This is a genomic window from Ramlibacter sp. (genome assembly GCF_036676645.1).
Classification (GTDB): Bacteria; Pseudomonadota; Gammaproteobacteria; order Burkholderiales; family Burkholderiaceae_C; genus Ramlibacter.
On record NZ_JAKFCM010000050.1, the window covers coordinates 1 to 18,383 of the forward strand.

The 18,383-nt window shown below is 68.2% G+C and carries 13 protein-coding genes, 2 tRNA genes and 1 pseudogene; all 16 read left to right on the forward strand.

Annotated features, from left to right (window positions below):
• Positions 1-127: pseudogene (gene tuf / locus V6M57_RS07845) on the forward strand (elongation factor Tu); the annotation flags it as partial.
• Positions 128-177: 50 nt separating this feature from the next.
• A tRNA-Trp gene (locus V6M57_RS07850) sits at positions 178-253 on the forward strand.
• A gap of 112 nt (positions 254-365) precedes the next feature.
• Entirely contained in the window at positions 366-746 is a 381-nt protein-coding gene (gene secE / locus V6M57_RS07855) for a preprotein translocase subunit SecE (RefSeq protein ID WP_332814430.1), read from the forward strand.
• A 3-nt stretch (positions 747-749) separates the two neighbouring features.
• Positions 750-1,349 (forward strand): transcription termination/antitermination protein NusG, encoded by a 600-nt coding sequence (nusG, locus tag V6M57_RS07860; protein ID WP_332814431.1) that lies wholly within the window; start codon positions 750-752, stop codon positions 1,347-1,349.
• A 148-nt stretch (positions 1,350-1,497) separates the two neighbouring features.
• On the forward strand, positions 1,498-1,929 hold the full coding sequence (rplK, locus tag V6M57_RS07865) for a 50S ribosomal protein L11 (protein ID WP_332814432.1): 432 nt from the start codon (positions 1,498-1,500) through the stop codon (positions 1,927-1,929).
• Complete coding sequence (gene rplA / locus V6M57_RS07870; protein WP_332814433.1) at positions 1,930-2,625, forward strand: 50S ribosomal protein L1; 696 nt, start codon at positions 1,930-1,932, stop codon at positions 2,623-2,625.
• Positions 2,626-2,929: 304 nt separating this feature from the next.
• Positions 2,930-3,445: a 50S ribosomal protein L10 gene (gene rplJ / locus V6M57_RS07875; protein WP_332814434.1), complete on the forward strand. Its 516-nt coding sequence runs from the start codon at positions 2,930-2,932 to the stop codon at positions 3,443-3,445.
• A gap of 42 nt (positions 3,446-3,487) precedes the next feature.
• Positions 3,488-3,865 carry a 50S ribosomal protein L7/L12 gene (gene rplL, locus V6M57_RS07880; protein WP_332814435.1) on the forward strand — a complete coding sequence of 126 codons (378 nt, stop codon included), beginning with the start codon at positions 3,488-3,490 and terminating at the stop codon, positions 3,863-3,865.
• 283 nt (positions 3,866-4,148) lie between these two features.
• Positions 4,149-8,261, forward strand: coding sequence for a DNA-directed RNA polymerase subunit beta (gene rpoB, locus V6M57_RS07885; RefSeq protein WP_332814436.1), 4,113 nt, complete (start codon positions 4,149-4,151; stop codon positions 8,259-8,261).
• 80 nt (positions 8,262-8,341) lie between these two features.
• Positions 8,342-12,565: a DNA-directed RNA polymerase subunit beta' gene (gene rpoC, locus V6M57_RS07890; RefSeq protein WP_332814437.1), complete on the forward strand. Its 4,224-nt coding sequence runs from the start codon at positions 8,342-8,344 to the stop codon at positions 12,563-12,565.
• Between the two features lie 131 nt (positions 12,566-12,696).
• The gene (locus tag V6M57_RS07895; protein WP_332814438.1) at positions 12,697-13,281 is read left to right on the forward strand and encodes a LemA family protein; all 585 of its coding nucleotides are present in this window, start codon (positions 12,697-12,699) and stop codon (positions 13,279-13,281) included.
• Positions 13,282-13,301: 20 nt separating this feature from the next.
• Positions 13,302-14,678: a 16S rRNA (cytosine(967)-C(5))-methyltransferase RsmB gene (gene rsmB, locus V6M57_RS07900; RefSeq protein WP_332814439.1), complete on the forward strand. Its 1,377-nt coding sequence runs from the start codon at positions 13,302-13,304 to the stop codon at positions 14,676-14,678.
• Positions 14,679-14,700: 22 nt separating this feature from the next.
• On the forward strand, positions 14,701-15,261 hold the full coding sequence (locus tag V6M57_RS07905; protein WP_442968795.1) for a DUF4390 domain-containing protein: 561 nt from the start codon (positions 14,701-14,703) through the stop codon (positions 15,259-15,261).
• A complete protein-coding gene (locus V6M57_RS07910; protein ID WP_332814441.1) occupies positions 15,261-17,540 on the forward strand; it encodes a sensor histidine kinase in 2,280 nt (759 codons plus the stop codon). Before V6M57_RS07905 ends, V6M57_RS07910 begins: the two co-directional genes overlap by 1 nt.
• 33 nt (positions 17,541-17,573) lie before the next feature.
• A complete protein-coding gene (locus V6M57_RS07915) occupies positions 17,574-18,287 on the forward strand; it encodes a response regulator (protein WP_332814442.1) in 714 nt (237 codons plus the stop codon).
• 19 nt (positions 18,288-18,306) lie between these two features.
• Positions 18,307-18,382: transfer RNA gene (locus V6M57_RS07920), tRNA-Phe, on the forward strand.
• Position 18,383: the final 1 nt, after the last annotated feature.

The window sequence follows — 18,383 nt, forward strand, 5'->3', positions numbered from 1 at the left end:
GGGCGACAACGTGACGATCACGGTCAAGCTGATCGCGCCGATCGCCATGGAAGAGGGCCTGCGCTTTGCCATCCGCGAGGGCGGCAAGACCGTGGGCGCCGGCGTCGTCGCCAAGATCATGGAGTAAGGGACGGCCCCGCGCCAGCGGGGACGTTTCCTGTTGGAGCGTAGCGGATTAGGGGTATAGCTCAATTGGCAGAGCGTCGGTCTCCAAAACCGAAGGTTGTAGGTTCGATTCCTACTGCCCCTGCCACCTGAAGGCGGCGACCGAGGCCCCGCAGGGCACGACAACCAAGCCCGTCCGAAGCGACGGGCTTCACCGTTCGTAGGGAGCGGTGGAACACACAAGCAGGAACACGCCTTTCATGGCCTCTTCGCAAGTTGAAACCGTCACCACGGGCGCCGAGAAGGCCAGGCTCGGTGCGGCCGCCGCCCTGGTGATTGCCGGGCTGGCCGGCTTCTACCTGCTCGGCCGCCAGGGCGCCGTGGCGCAGTGGGGCGCGCTGGTGCTGGCGCTGGCCGCGGCCTTCGTGGTCTTCATGACCTCCGAATCGGGCAAGGCTTTTGCCGCGTTCGGCCGCGATTCCTGGAAGGAAGTCAAGAAGGTCGTCTGGCCCACCCGCAAGGAGGCGATCCAGATGACGGCCTACGTGTTCGGCTTCGTCGTGATCATGGCCCTGTTCCTGTGGCTGACCGACAAGACCCTGGAGTGGGTCTTCTACGACCTGATCCTGGGCTGGAAGTAATCAATGAGCGAAACCGAAACGCCCCGCAGCGAAGCCGGTGAGCCGGCGGCACCCGCCAAGCCGGCCAACCCCGACTTGCGCTGGTACGTGGTCCATGCCTACTCGGGCATGGAAAAGGCCGTCGAGCGCAACATCCGCGAGCGAATCAACCGTGCCGGCATGCAGGACATGTTTGGCGAGATCCTGGTGCCCACCGAGGAAGTGGTCGAGATCCGCAACGGCCAGAAGCGCACTTCCGAGCGCCGCTTCTACCCGGGCTACGTGCTGGTGCAGATGGTGATGAACGACGACACCTGGCACCTGGTCAAGCACACCAACAAGGTGACGGGCTTCGTGGGTGGCGCCAAGAACCGCCCGGCGCCGATCTCCGAGGACGAGGTCGCCAAGATCCTGGGCCAGATGGAAGAGGGCGTGGAGAAGCCGCGCCACAAGGTGGAGTTCGTGGTCGGCGAGTACGTGCGCGTCAAGGACGGCCCCTTCACCGACTTCAACGGCACCGTCGAGGAAGTCAACTACGAGAAGAGCAAGGTGCGCGTGTCCGTCACCATCTTCGGCCGGGCGACACCGGTCGAGCTCGAGTTCTCGCAGGTCGAGAAAACGTAACTGGATGACGAGGCCCGTTCCGGGCCTCGTCTGTGGATGTTGAGTGCCTTTCCGGCTCGGCAGTCAACGGTAGCAGTCAGAGCCGCAACCCCCGGGGAGCCGAGGCCCGAAAGCCGAGGCGTTTGCACCCGCAAGGAGTACCTGAACCATGGCGAAGAAGATCGTCGGTTTTGTCAAGCTGCAAGTGCCGGCTGGCAAGGCCAACCCGTCGCCCCCGATCGGCCCTGCGCTGGGCCAGCGCGGCCTGAACATCATGGAGTTCTGCAAGGCGTTCAACGCCCAGACCCAGGGTGTCGAGCCGGGCCTGCCGCTGCCGGTGGTGATCACCGCCTACGCGGACAAGAGCTTCACCTTCATCATCAAGACGCCGCCGGCGACCACGCTGATCAAGAAGGCGATCAAGCTCGACAAGGGCTCGGCCAAGCCCGCCACCGACAAGGTCGGCAAGATCACCCGGGCCCAGCTCGAGGAGATCGCCAAGACCAAGCTGAAGGACATGAACGCCGCCGACCTCGAAGGCGCGATCAAGACCCTGGCGGGTTCGGCCCGTTCCATGGGCGTCACCGTGGAGGGCGTGTAAATGGCCAAGCCGAGCAAGAAGCAGAAAGCCCTGCAGGGCAAGGTCGACAGCAACCGGCTGTACCCGCTGACCGAAGCCCTGGGCATCGTCAAGGAGTGCGCCACCGCCAAGTTCGATGAGTCCATCGACGTGGCCGTGCAGCTGGGCATCGACGCCAAGAAATCCGACCAGGTCGTTCGCGGCGCCGTGGTGATGCCCAACGGCACCGGCAAGACCAAGCGCGTGGCCGTGTTCGCCCAGGGCGCCAAGGCCGAGGAAGCCAAGGCCGCCGGCGCCGATGTGGTCGGCATGGACGACCTGGCCGCCCGCGTCAAGGCCGGCGACATGCCGTTCGACGTGGTGATCGCCGCCCCCGACGCGATGCGCGTGGTCGGCACGCTGGGCCAGATCCTGGGCCCGCGCGGCCTGATGCCCAACCCCAAGGTCGGCACGGTGACCCCGGACGTGGCCACGGCCGTCAAGAACGCCAAGGCCGGCCAGGTGCAGTTCCGCGTCGACAAGGCCGGGATCATCCACGGCACGATCGGCCGCCGTTCGTTCGAGACCGACAAGCTGCAGGGCAACCTGGCGGCGCTGATCGACGCCCTGAACAAGGCCAAGCCGGCGTCGAGCAAGGGCGTGTACCTGCGCAAGGTGGCAGTGTCCTCGACCATGGGCGTGGGCGTCCGGGTCGACACCCAGACCATCACGGCTTAGTCGCGACGAGGTGCCGGGAGCGCATCGCCCGGGCACCTCTGACAGAGATTCCGGCGCAGGCCCGCAAGGGGCCGGCCGGCATGGTGGGCTGCCGGATCCGCAAGGAACCGGCAGGCCATCCAAGACCGCTGGCGCGCAGCAATGCGCTTAATCGGCGGCCGCCGGGGCGACCCGGCAGCCCGGCCAGCGCAGATGGCGATCCCGCCGAGAGAGAGTTGAGAAGTTCCCTCGAGGTTTGGTCGCTGCAGCAAAGGCGCGCCGCGCGTGGTGCCAACCCGCCGGCGCATTTTGGAAGGAGTAGACCTTGAGTCTGAATCGCAGTGAGAAGCAAGCGGTCGTCGAAGAGGTGACCGGTCTCGCCGCCCAGGCCCAGACGCTGGTGTTGGCGGAGTACCGCGGCATCACGGTCGCCGACATGACGAAGCTGCGCAACGATGCGCGCAAGCAGGGCGTGAGCCTGAGTGTTCTGAAGAACACCCTGGCCCGCCGGGCTGTGAGCGGCAGCGGCTTCGAAGTGGTGGCCGACCAGATGACCGGCCCGCTGATCTATGGCTTTTCCGTGGATGCCGTGGCCGCCGCCCGCGTGGTGGCCGATTTCGCGAAGACCAACGACAAGCTGGTCATTCGCGGCGGCGCCTACGGGGGCAAGGCCCTGGACGTCAACGGCGTCAAGCAGCTGGCGAGCATCCCGAGCAAGGAAGTGCTGCTGGCCCAGCTGTGCGGCCTGCTGATGTCGCCGATCTCGCGCACGGCCGTGGTGCTGGGCGCGCTGGCTGCCCAGAAGGGCGGCGGCGACGAGGCGGCCCCGGCAGCGGCTTGACGAGCGAGCAATCCAACCCCATTCATTGAAGGAACAAACCAAATGGCATTCGACAAAGACGCATTCCTGACCGCGCTGGACAGCATGACGGTCATGGAACTCAATGACCTGGTCAAGGCGATCGAAGAGAAGTTCGGCGTGAGCGCTGCCGCCATGGCCGCTCCGGCTGCCGGCGGTGGCGGTGCCGCCGCCCCGGCTGCCGAGGAGAAGACCGAGTTCACCGTGCAGCTGCTGGAAGCGGGCGCCAACAAGGTGTCGGTCATCAAGGCGGTGCGCGAGCTCACCGGCCTGGGCCTGAAGGAGGCCAAGGACCTGGTCGACGGTGCCCCGAAGCCCGTCAAGGAAGGCATTGCCAAGGCCGATGCCGAGGCGGCCAAGAAGAAGCTGGAAGAAGCCGGCGCCAAGGTCGAACTCAAGTAACCGGGTCCACCTGCCGAGGCTGGAGGCTCCCAAAGGGCCTCCAGCCTTTGGTGCTTATTGAGGCGTGGCCTGAAAGCACCCGAAAGAGCTGGCCTAATTGAAGGTTCGCCAGTTTTTTCGAGTGTCTTCTGACCCCGACTGCAGGAGATGCCTTGGTTCGGGCCGTGTGCAATGCACGGCCGTCCGCCATGGTTGGTAGTGGCCAACCCGCCAAGCAACGCCCTTCCCCCCCCGCCGGGATGGGCGCGTCAGTTGCGCAAGAGCTCAATAGCCCGGAGATCCCATGGCCTATTCTTATACCGAACGCAAGCGCATCCGCAAGAGCTTCGGCAATCGCGACAGCGTGCTGGAAGTGCCCTACCTGCTGCAGATGCAGAAGGACGCGTACACCGCCTTCCTCCAGGCCGACGTGGCGCCCTCCCGGCGTACCGTCGAGGGCCTGCAGGCCGCCTTCGACGCGGCCTTCCCGATCGTCTCGCACAACGGCTTTGTCGAGATGAAGTTCATCGAATACAACCTGGCCAAGCCCGCCTTCGACGTGCGCGAGTGCCAGACCCGCGGCCTGACCTACGCTTCGGCGGTGCGCGCCAAGGTGCAGCTGATCATCTACGACCGCGAGTCGTCCACGCCGCAGTCCAAGGTGGTCAAGGAAGTCAAGGAGCAGGAGGTCTACATGGGCGAGGTGCCCCTGATGACCGACAAGGGCTCCTTCATCATCAACGGCACCGAGCGCGTGATCGTGTCGCAGCTGCACCGCTCGCCCGGCGTCTTCTTCGAGCATGACAAGGGCAAGACGCACAGCTCGGGCAAGCTGCTGTTCTCGGCCCGCATCATTCCGTACCGCGGCTCCTGGCTGGATTTCGAGTTCGACCCCAAGGACATCCTGTACTTCCGCGTCGACCGCCGCCGCAAGATGCCGGTGACGATCCTGCTCAAGGCGATCGGCCTGACCCCCGAGTCGATCCTGGCGAACTTCTTCGTCAACGACAACTTCCGCCTGATGGACAGCGGCGCGCAGATGGAGTTCGTGCCCGAGCGCCTGCGCGGCGAGGTGGCCCGCTTCGACATCACCGACAAGTCCGGCAAGGTCATCGTGGCCAAGGACAAGCGCGTCACCGCGCGCCACACGCGCGAGCTGGAGCAATCGGGCACCACCCACATCAGCGTGCCGGAGGACTTCCTGGTCGGCCGCGTGGTGGCCCGTGCCATCGTCGATCCCGACACCGGCGAGATCATCGCCAAGGCCAACGACGAGCTGACCGAGGCGCTGCTCAAGAAGCTGCGCGCGGCCCATGTGCAGGAACTGCAGGTGATCTACACCAACGAGCTCGACCAGGGCCCGTACATCAGCCAGACCCTGCGCATCGACGAGACCGCCGACGAGTTCCAGGCGCGCGTGGCCATCTACCGCATGATGCGCCCCGGCGAGCCGCCCACCGAGGACGCGGTGCAGGCCCTGTTCCAGCGGCTGTTTTACAACCCGGACACCTACGACCTCTCGCGCGTGGGCCGCATGAAGTTCAACGCCAAGGTCGGCCGCGACGAGAGCACCGGCCCGATGGTGCTGACCAACGAGGACATCCTCGCGGTGGTCAAGATCCTGGTGGACCTGCGCAACGGGCGCGGCGAGGTCGACGACATCGACCACCTGGGCAACCGGCGCGTGCGCTGCGTGGGCGAACTGGCCGAGAACCAGTACCGCACCGGCCTGGCCCGGATCGAGAAGGCGGTGAAGGAGCGCCTCGGCCAGGCCGAGCAGGAACCGCTGATGCCGCACGACCTGATCAACTCCAAGCCGATCTCCGCGGCCCTGAAGGAGTTCTTCGGCGCGTCGCAGCTGTCGCAGTTCATGGACCAGACCAACCCGCTGTCCGAGATCACGCACAAGCGCCGCGTCTCGGCCCTGGGCCCGGGCGGCCTGACGCGCGAGCGCGCCGGCTTCGAGGTGCGCGACGTGCACGTCACGCACTACGGCCGCGTCTGCCCGATCGAGACGCCGGAAGGCCCGAACATCGGCCTGATCAACTCGCTGGCCCTGTATGCCCGCCTGAACGAATACGGCTTCATCGAGACGCCGTACCGCCGCGTGGTGGACGGCAAGGTGACCTACGAGATCGACTACCTGTCGGCCATCGAGGAAGGCAAGTACGTGATCGCCCAGGCCAACGCGGCGCTCGACGAGCAGGGCCGCCTGACCGGCGACCTGGTCTCCGCCCGCGAGCGCGGCGAGTCGATCCTGGTGTCGGCCGACCGCATCCAGTACATGGACGTCTCGCCGGCGCAGATCGTCTCGGTGGCGGCCTCGCTGGTGCCGTTCCTGGAGCACGACGACGCCAACAGAGCGCTGATGGGCGCCAACATGCAGCGCCAGGCCGTGCCGGTGCTGCGCCCCGAGAAGGCCTACGTGGGCACCGGCATCGAGCGCGTCTCCGCGATCGACTCCGGCACCGTGGTCACGGCCAGCCGCGGCGGCGTGGTCGACTACGTGGACGCCACCCGCATCGTGGTGCGCGTCAACGACGACGAAGCCCAGGCCGGCGAGGTCGGGGTGGACATCTACAACCTGATCAAGTATCAGCGTTCCAACCAGAACACCAACATCCACCAGCGCCCGATCGTCAAGCGCGGCGACAAGATCGCCAAGGGCGACGTGGTGGCCGACGGCGCCTCGACCGACCTGGGCGAACTGGCGCTCGGCCAGAACATGCTGGTGGCGTTCATGCCCTGGAACGGCTACAACTTCGAGGACTCGATCCTGATCAGCGAGCGCGTGGTCGCCGACGACCGCTACACCTCGATCCACATCGAGGAGCTGGTGGTGATGGCGCGCGACACCAAGCTGGGCGCCGAGGAAATCACCCGCGACATCCCGAACCTGTCCGAACAGCAGCTCAACCGCCTGGACGAGAGCGGCATCATCTACGTGGGCGCCGAGGTCATGCCGGGCGACACGCTGGTGGGCAAGGTCACGCCCAAGGGCGAGACCACGCTGACGCCGGAGGAAAAGCTGCTGCGCGCGATCTTCGGCGAGAAGGCCTCCGACGTGAAGGACACCTCGCTGCGCGTCGACCAGGGCTCGCAGGGCACGGTGATCGACGTGCAGGTGTTCACCCGCGAGGGCATCCAGCGCGACAAGCGCGCCCAGCAGATCATCGACGACGAGCTCAAGCGCTTCCGCCTGGACCTGAACGACCAGCTGCGCATCGTCGAGGCCGACGCCTTCGACCGGATCGAGAAGCTGCTGACCGGCAAGGTCGCCAACGGCGGTCCGCAGAAGCTGGCCCGCGGCACCACGATCGACAAGGCCTACCTGCAGTCGATCGAGAAATACCACTGGTTCGACATCCGCCCGGCCGACGACGACGTGGCCGCGCAGCTGGAGTCGATCAAGAACTCGATCGAGCAGCAGCGCCACAACTTCGACCTCGCCTTCGAGGAAAAGCGCAAGAAGCTGACGCAGGGCGACGAGCTGCCGGCCGGCGTGCTCAAGATGGTCAAGGTGTACCTGGCCGTCAAGCGCCGCCTGCAGCCCGGCGACAAGATGGCCGGCCGCCACGGCAACAAGGGCGTGGTGTCCAAGATCGTGCCGATCGAGGACATGCCCTACATGGCCGACGGCACGCCGTGCGACATCGTGCTCAACCCGCTGGGCGTGCCTTCGCGCATGAACGTGGGCCAGGTGCTGGAAGTGCACCTGGGCTGGGCCGCCCGCGGCATCGGCCAGCGCATCGGCGACATGCTGCAGCAGGAGGCCCGCGCGGCCGATCTGCGCAAGTTCCTGGACGAGCTGTACAACCGCTCCGGCCACAAGGAGGACTTCGCCAGTCTGTCCGACGAGCAGGTGCTGGAGATGGCCGGCGAACTGGCCAAGGGCGTGCCCTTCGCCACGCCGGTGTTCGACGGCGCCTCGGAGGAAGAGATCCGCAGCATGCTGCAGCTGGCCTTCCCGGAAGCGGCGGCGCAGCGCAAGGGCCTGACCGCCACCCGCACCCAGGCCCACCTGTACGACGGCCGCACCGGCGACGCCTTCGAGCGGCCGGTCACCGTGGGCTACATGCACGTGCTCAAGCTGCACCACCTGGTCGACGACAAGATGCACGCCCGCTCGACCGGCCCGTACAGCCTGGTCACCCAGCAGCCGCTGGGCGGCAAGGCGCAGTTCGGCGGCCAGCGCTTCGGCGAAATGGAAGTGTGGGCGCTGGAAGCCTACGGTGCGGCCTACACGCTGCAGGAGATGCTGACCGTCAAGTCCGACGACGTGCAGGGCCGCACCAAGGTGTACGAGTCCATCGTCAAGGGCGAGCACGCCATCGACGCCGGCATGCCGGAGTCGTTCAACGTCCTGGTCAAGGAGATCCGGTCCCTCGGCCTCGACATGGAACTCGAGCGTTCTTAAAGCGTGGGTCCTTGCGGGACAGACCAAGAAATTGCGCAGCAATTTTTGCTCTGTCCCCAACTGATTAGAGGATTGAGAAAATGAAATCGCTACTCGACCTGTTCAAGCAATTCACGCCGGACGAGCATTTCGACGCCATCAAGATCGGGATGGCCTCGCCGGAGAAGATCCGCTCGTGGTCCTTCGGTGAAGTCAAGAAGCCCGAGACGATCAACTACCGCACCTTCAAGCCCGAGCGCGACGGCCTGTTCTGCGCCAAGATCTTCGGCCCGATCAAGGACTACGAGTGCCTGTGCGGCAAGTACAAGCGCCTGAAGCACCGGGGCGTGATCTGCGAGAAGTGCGGCGTGGAAGTCACCCAGACCAAGGTGCGCCGCGAACGCATGGGCCACATCGACCTGGCTGCGCCCTGCGCCCACATCTGGTTCCTGAAGTCGCTGCCCTCGCGCCTGGGCCTGGTGCTGGACATGACGCTGCGCGACATCGAGCGCGTGCTGTACTTCGAGGCCTACGTCATCACCGACCCCGGCATGACCCCGCTGAAGAAGTTCGGCATCATGTCCGAGGACGACTACGAGACCAAGCGCAAGGAGCACGGTGACGAGTTCGTCGCCAAGATGGGCGCGGAAGGCATCAAGGACCTGCTGATGGGCATCGATCTCGACATCGAGATCGAGAAGCTGCGTGGCGACCTGACCGGCTCGGAAGTCAAGGTCAAGAAGAACGCCAAGCGCCTGAAGGTGCTGGAGGCGTTCAAGAAGTCGGGCATCAAGCCGGAGTGGATGGTGATGGACGTGCTGCCGGTGCTGCCGCCGGACCTGCGCCCGCTGGTGCCGCTGGACGGCGGCCGCTTCGCGACCTCCGACCTGAACGACCTGTACCGGCGCGTCATCAACCGCAACTCGCGCCTCAAGCGCCTGCTGGAGCTGAAGGCGCCCGAGATCATCGCGCGCAACGAGAAGCGCATGCTGCAGGAGGCGGTGGACAGCCTGCTGGACAACGGCCGCCGCGGCAAGGCCATGACCGGCGCCAACAAGCGCGCGCTGAAGTCGCTGGCCGACATGATCAAGGGCAAGAGCGGCCGCTTCCGCCAGAACCTGCTGGGCAAGCGCGTCGACTACTCGGGCCGTTCGGTGATCACCGTGGGCCCGACCCTCAAGCTGCACCAGTGCGGGCTGCCCAAGCTGATGGCGCTGGAGCTGTTCAAGCCCTTCATCTTCTCGCGGCTGGAGGCGATGGGCATCGCCACCACCATCAAGGCGGCCAAGAAGGAAGTGGAGTCCGGCACCCCGGTGGTGTGGGACATCCTGGAAGAGGTGATCAAGGAGCACCCGGTCATGCTGAACCGGGCGCCGACGCTGCACCGCCTGGGCATCCAGGCGTTCGAGCCGATCCTGATCGAGGGCAAGGCGATCCAGCTGCACCCGCTGGTGTGTGCCGCGTTCAACGCCGACTTCGACGGCGACCAGATGGCCGTGCACGTGCCGCTCTCGGTGGAAGCGCAGATGGAGGCCCGCACACTGATGCTGGCGTCCAACAACGTGCTGTTCCCGGCCAACGGCGAGCCGTCCATCGTGCCGTCGCAGGACGTGGTGCTGGGCCTGTACTACACCACCCGCGAGCGCATCAACGCCAAGGGTGAAGGCATGATCTTCGCCGACGTGGGCGAGGTGCAGCGGGCGCTGGACGCCGGCATCGTCGAGCTGACCGCCAAGGTCACCGTGCGCCTGACGGAGTACACCAGGGACAAGGCCAGCGGCGAATTCGTGGCCACCACCGGCCTGGTGGACACCACCGTGGGCCGCTCGCTGCTGTCGGAGATCCTGCCCAAGGGCCTGCCCTACGCGCTGATCAACAAGGCGCTCAAGAAGAAGGAGATCAGCCGGCTGATCAACGCCTCCTTCCGCAAGTGCGGCCTGAAGGAGACCGTGGTCTTCGCCGACAAGCTGCTGCAGAACGGCTTCCGGCTGGCGACCAAGGCGGGCATCTCGATCGGCATCGACGACATGCTGGTGCCGCAGGAGAAGTACCGCATCATCGAGGACGCCGAGCGCGAGGTGAAGGACATCGAGCAGCAGTACGTCTCGGGCCTGGTCACCGCCGGCGAGCGCTACAACAAGGTGGTCGACATCTGGGGCAAGGCGGGCGATGCCGTGTCCAAGGTGATGATGGACCAGCTGCGCAAGGAAAAGACGATCGACCGCAGCGGCAAGGAAGTGGACCAGGAGTCGTTCAACTCCATCTACATGATGGCCGACTCCGGCGCCCGCGGCTCGGCCGCCCAGATCCGCCAGCTGGCGGGCATGCGCGGCCTGATGGCCAAGCCGGACGGCTCGATCATCGAGACGCCGATCACGGCCAACTTCCGCGAAGGCCTGAACGTGCTGCAGTACTTCATCTCCACGCACGGCGCCCGCAAGGGCCTGGCCGACACGGCGCTGAAGACGGCCAACTCCGGCTACCTGACGCGTCGGCTGGTGGACGTGACGCAGGACCTGGTGGTGACCGAGGAGGACTGCGGCACCAGCGAGGGCTCGCTGATGCGCGCCATCGTCGAGGGCGGCGAGGTGATCGAGTCGCTGCGCGACCGCATCCTGGGCCGCACCGCGGCCGAGGACGTGCTGCACCCCGAGAGCCGCCAGGTGATCGTGCCGGCCGGCCACATGCTGGACGAGGACGCGATCGAGGAACTGGAAGGCGCCGGCGTCGACGAAGTGAAGGTGCGCACCGCGCTGACCTGCGCCACCCGCTTCGGCCTGTGCTCCAGGTGCTACGGCCGCGACCTCGGCCGCGGCGGCCTGGTCAACGTCGGCGAAGCGGTCGGCGTGATCGCGGCCCAGTCGATCGGCGAACCGGGCACGCAGCTGACCATGCGGACCTTCCACATCGGCGGTGCCGCCTCCCGTGCGGCCATCGCCTCCAGCGTGGAAGCCAAGTCCAACGGCGTGATCGGCTTCAACAGCACGATGCGCTACGTGACCAACGGCAAGGGCGAGCTGGTGGTGATCGCCCGTTCCGGCGAAGTCGTCATCCACGACGAGCACGGCCGCGAGCGCGAGCGCCACAAGGTGCCCTACGGCGCCACGCTGACGGTGAAGGCCGACCAGTCCGTCAAGGCCGGCACCATCCTGGCCAACTGGGACCCGCTGACCCGCCCGATCATCACGGAGTTCGCCGGCAAGGTGAAGTTCGAGAACGTCGAGGAAGGCCTGACGGTGGCCCGCCAGGTGGACGAGGTCACCGGCCTGTCGACCCTGGTCGTGATCGACCCGAAGCGCCGCGGCTCGGCCAAGGTGGTGCGACCGCAGGTCAAGCTGGTCGACGCCGCCGGCGCCGAGGTGAAGATCCCCGGCACCGACCACGCGGTGACCATCGGCTTCCAGGTCGGCGCCCTGATCCAGGTGCGCGACGGCCAGGACGTGGCGCCCGGCGAAGTGCTGGCCCGCATCCCGATCGAAGGCCAGAAGACCCGCGACATCACGGGCGGCCTGCCGCGCGTGGCCGAGCTGTTCGAGGCCCGCTCGCCCAAGGACAAGGGCATGCTGGCCGAGATGACCGGCACGGTGTCGTTCGGCAAGGAGACCAAGGGCAAGATCCGGCTGGTCATCACCGATCCGGAAGGCAACGAGTGGTCCGAGCTGGTGCCCAAGGAGAAGAACGTCCTGGTGCACGAAGGCCAGGTGGTCAACAAGGGCGAGAGCATCGTGGACGGCCCGGCCGACCCGCAGGACATCCTGCGCCTGCTGGGCATGGAGGAGCTGGCCCGCTACATCGTCGACGAGGTGCAGGACGTCTACCGCCTGCAGGGCGTGAAGATCAACGACAAGCACATCGAGGTGATCGTTCGCCAGATGCTGCGCCGCGTCGTGGTCGAGAACCCGGGCGAGTCCGGCTACATCGCCGGCGAGCAGGTCGAGCGCTCCGAGATGCTGGACACCAACGACGCGCTGCGTGCCGAGGGCAAGGTGCCGGCCACCTACAGCAACCTGCTGCTGGGCATCACCAAGGCCTCGCTGTCCACCGACTCGTTCATCTCCGCGGCGTCCTTCCAGGAAACGACGCGCGTGCTGACCGAGGCGGCCATCATGGGCAAGCGCGACGAGCTGCGCGGGCTGAAGGAGAACGTCATCGTCGGCCGCCTGATCCCGGCGGGCACCGGCATGGCCTACCACCAGGCGCGCAAGGCCAAGGACCAGATGGACGAGGCCGAGCGCCGCGCCATCGCCGAGGCCGAGGCCGCCGAACTGGCCGGCGTGACGGCCGAAGCCGGGGGCCCGGAAGCCGAGGGCGGCCCGACCGAGTAGGCGCTTCGCTCCGATCGGCCGGGGGCAGGACGGCACGTGCGCTTCGCACTTCTCGGCCTGTCCCCGGAGCTTCACTACACTGGACGCCCCATCCGCACGCGCGGGTGGGGCGTTTCTTTCACCGGGCCCGCATGTCCAACTCCGTCATGACCTGGGTCGCCGCGGCCGTGCTGCTGTTCTGGACCGTGGGCGCCTACAACCGACTGGTGCGCCTGCGCGGCGACGCCGGCGCCAGCTTCGCGGCGCTCGACGCCGAGCTGGCGCGCCAGGTGCAACTGGTCCATCAGCTGCTGCCCGAGGATGGGGACCACCCGGCCTCGCTCTTCGACGGCCTGGAGGGATCTTTCTGGGGCGGCCTGCAGGGGGCGGCGGCGCAGCTGGAGGCCTCGCTGGCGTCGGCGCGCCACCGGCCGCTGGAGCCGGAGCGCATCGCCGCGCTGGCGGCGGCGCAGTCCGTGCTGGCCACCGCCTGGGAGCGGGCCGAGCGCGAGGATGCGCATGACCTGGCCGGACCGCGCCTGCCGGACACCCTGACCGAGCGGCGGGCGCACATGGCCGCCCAGTGCGCGGCCGCCGCCGAGCGCTTCACCCTGGCCGTGCAGGCCTACAACGACGGCATTGCCCAGTTCCCGGCCTTGCTGCTGGCCTGGCTGTTCGGATTCCGCCCCGGCCGCGGCATCGAACCGATGCCGGGCGTGCGGGCACCGGCGCGCTGACCACCGCAGCGGGTCCGCGCATGCCGGCATCGCCGTCCCGCCCCCCCGTGACCGGCGAGCGCGAAGGCGGCTCCTCCCTTCCGCTCTGGCGCCAGCTGCAGGCTGCGGCCCGCGTGGTCCAGGCCGTGCGCGCGGGCGAATCGGCCACGCCGGCGCTGGCGCGCGTGCCGACCGAGCTGCGCCCGGCTGCGCAGGCGCTGTCCTTCCATGCCTTGCGCCAGCTGGGACGCGCCGAGGCGCTGCGGCGCCAGCTGGCCCGCCGCGCCCCGCCCGGCGATGCCGACGCGCTGCTGTGCACCGCGCTGGCCCTGTGCTGGCAGGAAGCCGAGGCGCCTTACGAATCCTTCACCCTGGTGGACCAGGCGGTGGAGGCGGCCAAGCGCTCGCCGGCCGCCGCGCCCCAGTCCGGGTTCATCAACGCCTGCCTGCGCCGCTTCCTGCGCGAGCGTGGCGCGCTGGTGGCGGCCACCGACGGCGATCCGGTGGCGCTGTGGAATCACCCGCGCTGGTGGATCGAGCGCCTGCGCAAGGACCATCCGCAGCACTGGCGGGCCATCCTGCGCGCCGGCAACAGCCCGCCTCCGATGACGCTGCGGGTCAACGTCCGGCGCAGCAGCCGGCCGGAAGTGCTGAGGGCTTGGCGCAGCGCCGGCATCGAGGCATCGGCCGTCGGCGAGGACGGTCTCCTGCTGGCGAAACCGCGTCCGGTGCACCAGATCCCGGGGTTCCGCGAAGGGCAGGTCTCGGTGCAGGACGCCGCCGCCCAGCTGGCGGCGCCCTTGCTGCTGGAAGGACTGCAGCCGTTGCCGGGCGGGCCTTTGCGCCTGCTGGACGCCTGCGCGGCGCCCGGCGGCAAGGCGGCCCACCTGCTGGAGCGGGCGGACGCCGACCTCGTTGCGCTCGAAGTCGACCCCCAGCGCGCCGCACGCATCGCCGACACCCTGCAGCGGCTGGGCCTGTCGGCGCGCATCGTCGCCGCCGATGCGGCTGCCGTGCGCGACTGGTGGGACGGGCAGCCGTTCGACGGCATCCTGCTGGACGCGCCCTGCACCGCGTCCGGCATCGTGCGCCGCCATCCCGACGTGCGCTGGCTGCGACGGCCGGGCGACGTGGCCCGGCTGGCGGCGCAGCAGGACCGGCTGCTGGCCGCCCTGTGGCCCCTGCTGCGCCCGGGTGGCCGCCTGCTGTATTGCACCTGCTCGGTGTTCCGCGAAGAAGGCGAGCAGCGCGTGCAGGCGTTTGTTGCACACAACAAAGCGGCGGCTTTGCTGCCCGCACCGGGCCATTTGCTGCCCTCATCCGGGGGCTCCGGCGAAGCCGTCCGGGACAATCCGGAAGGTGACCACGACGGCTTCTTCTACGCGCTGCTGGAAAAGCGCGCTGCGCCGGCTGCTTGAGCGCGGCTGGGGCGCATTGGCACTGGCCCTGGCGCTGGCCCTGGCGGCGGCGCCGGCGCGCGCCGAGGCCGCCGAAGTCACGCAGCTGCGGCTGGAGCGGTCCGAGGAAGGCGTGCTGCTGAGCGCCAGCGTCAGCTTCGAGCTGCCGGCTCCGGTGGAGGACGCCCTGCTCAAGGGTATCCCGATGTTCTTCGTGGCGGATGCCTCGCTGCTGCGCGACCGCTGGTACTGGTACGACAAGCACGTGGCCGGTGCCTCGCGCTACATGCGCCTGTCCTACCAGCCGCTCACCCGCCGCTGGCGGCTGCAGGTGTCGCCCACTCCGATCGGCAGTTCGGGGCTGGCGCTCGGCCAGACCTTCGACAGCCGGGAGGATGCCATGGCCGCGATCCAGCACATCGCGCGCTGGAAGATCGCCGAACTCGCCGACCTGGAGCCGGACGCCCGCTACAGCGTGGACTTCCAGTTCCGGCTCGACGTTTCCCAGCTGCCGAGGCCGTTCCAGATCGGCGCCGTCGGACAGTCCGACTGGAGCCTGACCGCGGCGCGCACGCAGCGCCTGGCCCTGGAGACCCTGCGCTGATGGACCCGCAGGCGTCGGCCCCGCCGCGGCCCACGTTCGGCAGCCAGCGCGCGGTGCGCTGGGCCCTGCTGGTGGGCGCCGCCGTGGTTACCGCCATCGGCATCGTCCTGCTGTTCCTGCTGACGCAGGCCACCGGCAACCGCGAGCTGTACGAGCGCAACTACGGCCGCCTGTTCGCCCTGAACATGGTGGTGGCCGGGCTGCTGCTGCTGGTGATCGGATGGGTGGTGGTGCGGCTGTGGTCGCGCGTGCGCCGCGGCAAGTTCGGCAGCCGGCTGCTCGTCAAGCTGGCCGCGATCTTCGCGCTGGTGGGCTTCCTGCCCGGGCTGCTGATCTACGTGGTGTCCTACCAGTTCGTCTCGCGCTCGATCGAGAGCTGGTTCGACGTCAAGGTGGAAGGCGCCCTCGATGCGGGCCTGAGCCTGGGCCGATCGACGCTGGACACGCTGGCCGCCGACCTCGCCAACAAGACCCGCATCGCCGCCGCCCAGCTGGCCGAAGTCCCCGACACCTCGGCACCGCTGGCCCTGGAGCGCATGCGCGAGCAACTGGCCGCCAACGACCTGATCCTGTGGAGCGGCAATGGCCAGCTGGCCGCCAGCGCCGGGCAGTCGCGCTTCCTGCTCAATCCCGAGCGGCCGACGGCGCAGCAATTGCGGGTCGCGCGCAACCAGCGTTCCATGTCGGTGATCGAGGGGCTGGAGGATCCCAGCCCCGGTGCCGTGAGCCAGGCCCGCATCAAGGCGCTGGCGGTGGTGCCCGGCGGCTTCGGCCTGGTCGGCGAAGCGCGCGTGCTGCAGGCCACCCAGAGCCTGCCGCCCACGCTGGTCGCCAATGCGATTGCCGTGCAGGAGGCCTATCGCGAGTACCAGGAGCGGGCGCTGGCGCGCGAGGGACTGCGCCGGATGTACATCGGCACCCTGACGCTCAGCTTGTTCCTGGCCGTGTTCGGGGCGGTCTTCCTGGCCGTGCTGCTGGGCAACCAGCTCGCGCGGCCGCTGCTGCTGCTGGCGGCCGGCGTGCGCGAGGTGGCGGCTGGCGACCTGTCGCCCAAGCCGGTGCTGCTGGGCAAGGACGAACTCGGCGGGCTGACGCGATCCTTCGCCGAGATGACCCAGCAGCTCGCCGACGCGCGCACGGCCGTCGACCAGAGCATGGTGCAGGTCAATGCCGCGCGCGCGCACCTGCAGACCATCCTGGACAACCTGACCGCCGGCGTGATCGTGCTGGACGAGCAGGGCCGCATCGACACCGCCAATCCCGGCGCGGCCCGCATCCTGCGCGTGGCCTTGTCGGAGCACCAGGGCCAGCCGCTGGCCGCCGTGCCCGGGCTGGAGGATTTCGGCGCGGCGCTGCTGGCGCAGTTCGAGGACTTCGCCAACGAGCAGCGCCCGCAGGGCCCGGACCACTGGCAGCAGTCGTTCGAGCTCAACCCGGTGCAGGCCGGCTCGCCGGCGCAGGGCTCGGCCATCACGCTGGTGGCGCGGGGCGCGCTGATGCCGGGGGACCAGCCCGGCACGACCGCCCGGCTGGTGGTGTTCGACGACATCTCCGAAATCGTCTCGGCCCAGCGGGCGCAGGCCTGGGGCGAGGTCGCGCGGCGGCTGGCGCACGAGATCAAGAACCCGCTGACGCCGATCCAGTTGTCGGCCGAGCGGCTGGCGCACAAGCTGGGCGACAAGGTGGCCGAGCCCGAGCGCGCCGTGCTGCGCAAGTCGGTGCAGACCATCGTCGACCAGGTCGACGCGATGAAGCGGCTGGTCAACGAGTTCCGCGACTACGCGCGCCTGCCGGCGGCCGAGCTCAAGCCGCTGGACCTGAACGGGCTGCTGTCCGACGTGCTGCACCTGTACGTGCGCGAAGGCGAGACCGCAGCGGGCGCCCATGTGCCGGTGCGCGCCGAACTCGACCCGGCCTGCCCGCCGATCCTGGGCGATGCCCAGCAGCTGCGCCAGGTGATCCACAACCTGCTGCAGAACGCCCAGGACGCCACCGAAGGCTCGACGCGCAAGGAGGTGCTGGTGCGCACCCAGTGGAATGCCGCCAACCGCCGCGTGCGGATGGTGGTGCAGGACAGCGGCAGCGGTTTCCCCGACTACATCCTCAAGCGCGCGTTCGAGCCGTACGTCACGACCAAGGACAAGGGCACCGGGCTGGGCCTGGCGGTGGTCAAGAAGATCGCCGACGAGCATGGCGCCCGCGTCGAGGTGAAGAACCGCGTGGAAGAGGGCGTCGTGCTGGGGGCCCAAGTCTCGCTATCATTCGCAGTTGCGGCGTGACAACACTTCGACGGCGCTGCACACGAAAGCAACATGGCAAACATTCTGGTGGTCGACGACGAACTGGGGATCCGGGACCTGCTGTCGGAGATCCTCAACGACGAAGGCCACACGGTGGAGTTGGCGCAGAACGCTGCCCAGGCCCGCTCCGCCCGAGCGACGGCCCGGCCCGACCTGGTGCTGCTGGACATCTGGATGCCGGACACCGACGGGGTCACGCTGCTCAAGGAATGGTCCAGTACCGGCCAGCTGACCATGCCGGTGATCATGATGAGCGGACACGCCACCATCGAGACCGCCGTCGAGGCCACCAAGATCGGCGCGCAGTCCTTTTTGGAAAAACCGATCACGCTGCAGAAGCTGCTCAAGGCGGTGGAAGCGGCGCTCACGCGCGAGTCGGCCGGCGGCAACGGCCCGGCCCTGCGGCCCAAGCCCGGGCCCGGCTACGTCTCGCCGCCGATCGCGTCGGTGACCGAATTGACGGTGGAGGCCGCGATGACCGGTGGCCAGACCATCCCGGCCCCCGTGGAGATGGGTCCGCAGGCGCGCCAGACCTTCGAGCTGGACAAGCCGCTGCGCGACGCACGCGACGAGTTCGAAAAGAGCTACTTCGAGTTCCACCTGGCCAAGGAAGGTGGCTCCATGACCCGCGTGGCCGAGAAGACCGGGCTGGAGCGCACCCACCTGTACCGCAAGCTCAAGCAGCTGGGCGTGGACCTCTCGCGCGGGAAGCGCACTGGGGCCTAGGCTATAATTTCCGGCTCACGGCCCGGTAGCTCAGTTGGTAGAGCAGCGGATTGAAAATCCGCGTGTCGGTGGTTCGATTCCGCCCCAGGCCACCAG